At 64.6% G+C, this 6,460-nt stretch carries 7 protein-coding genes; all 7 read left to right on the forward strand.

Annotated elements, in window-relative coordinates; all coding sequences use genetic code 11:
* The first annotated feature begins 26 nt into the window (after positions 1 to 26).
* On the forward strand, positions 27 to 560 hold the full coding sequence (locus AU465_RS27035; RefSeq protein ID WP_192254973.1) for a MotE family protein: 534 nt from the start codon (positions 27 to 29) through the stop codon (positions 558 to 560).
* Entirely contained in the window at positions 557 to 1,261 is a 705-nt protein-coding gene (flgH, locus tag AU465_RS27040) for a flagellar basal body L-ring protein FlgH (protein WP_192254975.1), read from the forward strand. The genes AU465_RS27035 and flgH overlap by 4 nt, the downstream gene beginning before the upstream one ends.
* Positions 1,262 to 1,279: 18 nt before the next feature.
* Entirely contained in the window at positions 1,280 to 1,774 is a 495-nt protein-coding gene (locus AU465_RS27045; RefSeq protein ID WP_192254977.1) for a flagellar basal body-associated FliL family protein, read from the forward strand.
* Positions 1,771 to 2,502 (forward strand): flagellar type III secretion system pore protein FliP, encoded by a 732-nt coding sequence (gene fliP / locus AU465_RS27050; protein WP_192254979.1) that lies wholly within the window; start codon positions 1,771 to 1,773, stop codon positions 2,500 to 2,502. Before AU465_RS27045 ends, fliP begins: the two co-directional genes overlap by 4 nt.
* Before the next feature lie 215 nt (positions 2,503 to 2,717).
* Positions 2,718 to 3,602 (forward strand): flagellin N-terminal helical domain-containing protein, encoded by an 885-nt coding sequence (locus AU465_RS27055; RefSeq protein WP_192254981.1) that lies wholly within the window; start codon positions 2,718 to 2,720, stop codon positions 3,600 to 3,602.
* 279 nt (positions 3,603 to 3,881) lie between these two features.
* Entirely contained in the window at positions 3,882 to 4,766 is an 885-nt protein-coding gene (locus AU465_RS27060) for a flagellin N-terminal helical domain-containing protein (protein ID WP_192254982.1), read from the forward strand.
* 189 nt (positions 4,767 to 4,955) lie between these two features.
* On the forward strand, positions 4,956 to 6,460 hold a 1,505-nt coding region (gene fliF, locus AU465_RS27065), incomplete at its 3' end, for a flagellar basal-body MS-ring/collar protein FliF (RefSeq protein ID WP_192254984.1).

Genomic DNA, 6,460 nt, shown 5'->3' on the forward strand with positions numbered 1-6,460 from the left:
ATCGTAGCCAGAGACTTCATCCCGGAATGAGCCTCCTCGCCGCTGCCGCAATCGTTGCGCTGGCGGGCGGCACGGCCGGCCGCGCGGATGAAGTCCGCCAGGTGCTGCCCGGTGGACAGGCGCCGGCTCCGCCGGCCCAGCTCGTGCGCGAAAAGGCGCCGGACGAAAGCGAGATCCAGCGCTTCTGCTCCAACATCGCCGATGCCGCGCGCGACCGCCGCTACGCCTTGCAGGCCGAGGAGCTGAAGCAGCTCCAGGCCGGAATCGACCAGCGCATGAAGGCGCTGGAGGACAAGCGGGCCGAGTACGAGCAATGGCTGAAGCGCCGCGAGGTGTTCCTGGCGCGCGCCGAGGACAGCGTGGTCAAGATCTATGCCGGCATGAAGCCCGACGCCGCGGCCGAGCGCCTGGCGATGGTCAATGCCGAGCTCGCGGCGGCCATTCTGATGAAGCTCGATGCGCGCAAGGCCGGCGTCATCCTTAACGAAATGGACCAGAAGGCGGCGGCGACGCTCACCGGCATCATGGCCAGCGCGGCGCGAAGGGTTGATCCGTCATGAAATTGAAATTGCTCGTCCTTGCCGCGGCGACGGCACTGTCCGGCTGCGGCACCGATCTCAAGGAGGTCGGCCGGGAACCTGCGCTCTCGCCGGTCGGCTCCGGCATCGGCAACGGCGGAGGGGCCCCCTACAGCTATCCGGAGCCGCCGGCCGCACCCGTGAAGAAATTCTCGCTGTGGGACGACCGCCAGAGCAGGCTCTTCACCGATCCGCGAGCGCTGCGGGAAGGCGACATCCTGACCGTCAACATCAAGCTCAACGACAAGGCCAATTTCAAGAACCAGAACGACCGCAGCCGCACCGCCGCGCGCAAGCTCGGCTACGACGTCACGCTCGGTTGGGACGGCAAAAGCACCAGCGGCAAGGGCGATGCCGGCCTGAGCTCCAGCACCGAGACCAACGCCGACGGCGAGATCAAGCGCTCGGAGAATCTCGAGCTCAATGTCGCCGCCGTCGTCACCGAAGTGCTGCCGAACGGCAACCTGATGATCAGGGGCTCGCAGGAAGTGCGCGTCAACTACGAGCTTCGGGTCCTCACCATCGCCGGCATGGTGCGTCCCTCCGATATCGGCGCCGAAAATACGATTCCCTACGAGCGTATCGCCGAGGCACGCATCTCTTATGGCGGGCGCGGACGCGTGAGCGAGGTCCAGCAGCCGGCCTACGGTCAGCAGATCCTTGACCAGGTTCTTCCTTTCTAGGCCGGGGAGACCGCTGTCGTGGCAAATGTCGAGCAGGCACAGCCCAAGAAGGGACCCTCCCTGGTGATCCAGCTCGCCGCGCTCCTTGTCATGACGGGCGCGGCCGTCGGCATGGGCTGGGTTTCCGGCGGCTATCTCAAGCAGGGAGAAGCGCCGGCACCGGTTCCTGCCGCGCCGGAGAACGCCGGCAGCCCGGAGAAACCCGTCGACGCCGGCAAGCCGGTTGCCGGACCTGCCGTGGTTCAGCTGGCGCCGATCACCACCAATCTCGCCTCGCCCAGCGAAGTCTGGATAAGACTGGAGGCATCGGTGCTCTACGACGCGCCGCAGCCGCCGGAAATGACCGAACAGATCCACCAGGACCTGCTCGCATATGTACGCACGCTGAAGATGCATCAGATCGAAGGCGCCAGCGGCTACCAGCATCTCAAGGCCGATCTCGACGAGCGAGCGGCGTTGCGCAGCGGCGGCCACGTCAAACAGGTTCTCATCAGGACGATGCTGCTCGAATGAGAAAGTTCCTCACCGCCACGGCGCTGATCGTCGTCACCACCTCCGTCGCCGCGGCCCAGCAGCTTGATCTCGGCGGCATCGGCAAGGCCGACGGCACCACGGTCGGCTACCTCATCCAGATGTTCGGCCTGCTCACCGTGCTTTCGGTGGCGCCGGGCCTGCTGATCATGGTGACGAGCTTCACCCGCTTCGTCATCGCCTTCTCGATCCTGCGCACCGGCATCGGCCTGCAGTCGACGCCCGCCAACCTGATCCTGATCTCGCTGTCGCTGTTCATGACCTTCTATGTCATGGCGCCGACCTTCGATCAGGCCTGGAACACGGGCGTCAAGCCGCTGATGGACAATCAGATCACCCAGGCCGAAGCCTTCGACAAGATCTCGGATCCGTTCCGCGCCTTCATGCTGCACAATGTGCGCGACAAGGATTTCGACCTCTTTGCCAATCTCGCCCGCGAGCGCGGCCAGACGGTCTCGCGCGACACCGTCGACCTGCGCATCCTGGTGCCCGCCTTCATGATCTCGGAGATCCGGCGCGGCTTCGAGATCGGCTTTCTGATCGTGCTGCCCTTCCTCGTCATCGATCTCATCGTCGCCACCGTCACCATGGCCATGGGCATGATGATGCTGCCGCCGACGGTGGTTTCGCTGCCGTTCAAGATCCTGTTTTTCGTGTTGATCGACGGCTGGAACCTTCTGGTCGGCAGCCTGGTGCGGTCCTTTACCTGACCGCCCCGCCGGCGACGCGGCAATGCATCGCTCCATTTTCGCGCAATATATTTTCGATTAACCGTCCGGTTTAGCCGTTTGGTAGGAAGTTGCCCGCATATTGCTCGCAGATGGCGGGTGATCGGGTCTCAGCGATCATTGGCATGATGCCGCACCGTCATACCGGAAAAGCCGGTATGTCAAAAAAATCCGTGTAAAAATAAGGTACGAGTACCATGGCCAGTATCATGACCAATTCCGCGGCGCTGACCGCGCTGCAGAGCTTGAACAACACCAACAAGCAGCTCGAGATCACCCAGTCCCGCATTTCCACCGGCTACCGCGTCGCCACCGCCAGCGACAACGCCGCTTACTGGTCGATCGCCACGTCGATGAAGTCCGACAACAAGGCGCTCTCGGCCGTTCAGGACTCGCTCGGCCTCGGCGCCGGCAAGGTCGACACCGCCTACACCGCGATCAACGACATCAAGGACCAGGTCGACCTGATCAAGACCAAGCTGGTCACCGCCCGCGGCGCCAGCCAGGAAGACCAGCAGAAGATCGCGACCGAAATCAAGGCCATCCAGGACCAGATCAAGTCGTCGGTCACCAACGCCAACTTCGCCGGCTCGAACCTGCTGCAGAACGACGGCACCGCCGCGTCCGACCTCAACATCGTTGCTTCGTACAACCGCACCGGCGCGACCGTCACCATCGACACCATCAAGGTGACGTCTGCCGACACGCAGGTTCTCGACACCGCCGGCACCGGCGGCATCGTCGGCGGCCTGCTCGCCGCGACCTTCTTCGACCCGAGCGCCGCCGCTGTCGCCGACACTGCCATCGACACCGCGCTGGGTTCCGTTGAAACGGCGCTCGGCAAGCTGTCCACCGGCGCTGCCTCGCTCGGCGCCGCCAAGTCGCGCATCGACACCCAGAAGAGCTTCCTGTCGAACCTCTCGGACTCGATCGACAAGGGCGTCGGCGCTCTGGTCGACGCCGACATGAACAAGGAATCGACCCGCCTGCAGGCCCTTCAGGTCCAGCAGCAGCTCGGCATCCAGGCGCTGTCGATCGCCAACGGCAACTCGCAGTCGATCCTGTCGCTCTTCCGCGGCTGATCGCCCAGCAGACTTCAGGCATCTGGATCGGGCCGCGCCATCAGCGCGGCCCGATTTTCGTTGTGACGCCGCTACCCTCCGAGGCGCGCTGCTTCTCTTAAGAAATACTACCGCATTGCGGTTTCAAGGCAGGCTTTTAACGCGCCATTAACCGTGACGCGCTAGTTATGGTTAACCAATCGCTATGACGGGCCGACCGCTGGTCGACAGGCATGACGCCCCCCGCCAGAGAGTTGACCGGCATGCACGAGGCATGCCTGCTTTGAGAAGGGGTGTATCTTGGCAAGTATCATGACCAACGCCGCCGCGCTGACCGCGCTGCAGAGCCTTAACGCCACCAACAAGGCGCTTGAAACCACACAGGGCCGCATCTCGACCGGCTATCGCGTCGCCACCGCTTCCGATAACGCCGCCTACTGGTCGATCGCCACCTCGATGCGGTCCGACAACCAGGCGCTCTCGGCCGTCCAGGACGCGCTTGGCCTCGGCGCCGGCAAGGTCGACACCGCCTACACCGCCATCACCCAAATCAAGGATCAGGTCGACGCCATCAAGGCCAAGCTGGTCACCGCCCGCGGCGCCAGCCAGGACAACCAGCAGAAGATCGCCACCGAAATCAAGGCCATCCAGGACCAGATCAAGTCCTCGGTCACCAATGCCAGCTATGCCGGTTCGAACCTGCTGCAGAATGATGGCACCGCAGCCTCCGATCTGCATGTCGTCGCCTCCTACAACCGCACCGGCACAACCGTCTCGATCGATACCATCGACGTGAAGGCCACCGACACGCAGGTCCTGGACGTGGCCGGCACCGGCGGCATCGTCGGCGGCCTGCTCGCCACGACCTTCTTCGACCCGAGCGCCGCCGCTGTCGCCGACACCGCCGTCGACACCGCGCTCGACAGCGTTGAAACCGCGCTTGCCAAGCTCGCCACCGGCGCGGCCTATCTCGGCGCCGCCAAGTCGCGCATCGACACCCAGAAGAGCTTCCTCTCCAACCTCTCGGACTCGATCGACAAGGGCGTTGGCGCTCTGGTCGACGCCGACATGAACAAGGAATCGACCCGCCTGCAGGCCCTCCAGGTGCAGCAGCAGCTTGGCATCCAGGCGCTGTCGATCGCCAACGGCAACTCGCAGTCGATCCTGGCCCTGTTCAAGAGCTGATATTCCGGCAGAAGCAGACCCTTCATCGCAGGGCCGCGTCTTGGACGCGGCCCTTTTTGTTGCGCATCGGATCGCTGCTTCCGTGCTTTCCGGATGTCGCGTGGTGCTCGGCGGCACGCACTATCATCCTCGCACAAGCTTCGCGGTCTAGTCTTCCGGCGGACAGTCATGCTGGGAGCGGTTTGAATCGTGCCGGAACAGATCCAGAGCCTCATCGCTAACCTCCGGGGATTCGGCGTTAGGCGTCTCGCTCTCATGGGCGGCATCGCCGCGCTGGTCATGGCCGTCATCGGCGTCGCCTCGGTCTATCTCAACCGTCCGGCCTACGAGACACTCTATGTCGGGTTAGACCGCAACGACGTGAACCAGATCGGCCTGGTGCTGGGCGAGGCCGGCATCGGCTTCGATGTCGGCGCCGACGGAACGTCGGTGCTGGTGCCGGCCGGCACCACGGCGCAGGCGCGCATGCTGCTCGCCGAGAAAGGCCTGCCGACCAGCGCCAACGCCGGATACGAGCTATTCGACAATGTCGGCTCGCTCGGCCTGACCTCGTTCATGCAGCAGATCACCCGCGTGCGCGCGCTGGAGGGCGAGATCGCGCGCACCATCCAGTCGATCGCCGGCGTCAAGGCGGCGCGCGTCCACATCGTCATGTCCGAGCGCGCCAATTTCCGCCGCGACGAACAGCAGCCCTCGGCCTCGGTGGTCATCCGCTATGCCGGCGTCGATGCCGAAAAAAGCGCGCAGTCGATCCGCCACCTGGTCGCCGCTGCGGTTCCCGGTCTGTCGGCCGACAAGGTCACCGTGCTCGATTCCAACGGCAATCTGCTCGCGGCCGGCGACGACACTTCCAACACCAGCGCCGCCCGCACGCTCGGCGTCGAGCAGACGGTCGAGGCGCAGATCGGCGACAACATCCGCCGCGCGCTGACGCCTTACCTCGGTCCCGATAATTTCCGCGCCAGCGTCAAGGCCGACGTCAACACCGACACCCGCCAGACCGAGGAGACGATCTTCGATCCCGAATCCCGCGTCGAGCGTTCGGTGCAATCTGTGCGCACCAACGAGGCCAGCAACCAGAAGCAGGCCTCGACCCCGGCCAGCGTCGAGCAAAACCTGCCCGAGACGCAAACGACCACGACCGAAGGGCCGCAGTCCTCCTCGCAGAACGACCGCAAGGAGGAGATCACCAACTACGAGATCAACTCCAAGAAGATCGCCACCGTCTCCAACGGCTATTCGGTGACCAAGATGTCGATCGCCGTCGTCGTCAACCAGGATCGGCTCAGGACCATCCTCGGCAAGGACGCCACGCCCGAGCAGATCGCCAAGCGTGTTGCGGACATCCAGAAGATGGTGGCCTCCGCCACCGGCTTCGACGAGAAGCGCGGCGACATCATCGACGTCTCGGCGGTCGAGTTCATCGACGGGCTGGACGGCGAGCCGGTCGACCAGCCGGGCATCCTCGCCTCGATCGGCACATACACTGGCACGCTGATCAACGCCGGCGCCTTCATCGTCGTCGTGTTCCTTGTCGCCTTCTTCGGCCTGCGGCCGATGGCGGCCGCGCTGACGGCATCGGCCAAGCCCGCTGCTGTCACAGGTCCGAGCTTCGACGCTGTCCAGCGCTCGCTGCCGACGCCTGACGCGCCGGTGGCCGCGATCGCCGCCGACACGCCGGCCGGCGCACTGCC

Origin of the sequence: Mesorhizobium silamurunense (assembly GCF_014843905.1) — a bacterium.
GTDB classification, from domain to species: domain Bacteria; phylum Pseudomonadota; class Alphaproteobacteria; order Rhizobiales; family Rhizobiaceae; genus Mesorhizobium; species Mesorhizobium silamurunense.

Excerpts from the sequence above, each read along its gene's own strand:
- flgH (WP_192254975.1), top strand. The coding sequence starts at position 557 with ATGAAATTGAAATTGCTCGTCCTTGCCGCGGCGACGGCACTGTCCGGC.
- AU465_RS27055 (WP_192254981.1), top strand. The coding sequence starts at position 2,718 with ATGGCCAGTATCATGACCAATTCCGCGGCGCTGACCGCGCTGCAGAGC.
- AU465_RS27035 (WP_192254973.1), top strand. The coding sequence starts at position 27 with ATGAGCCTCCTCGCCGCTGCCGCAATCGTTGCGCTGGCGGGCGGCACG.
- fliP (WP_192254979.1), top strand. The coding sequence starts at position 1,771 with ATGAGAAAGTTCCTCACCGCCACGGCGCTGATCGTCGTCACCACCTCC.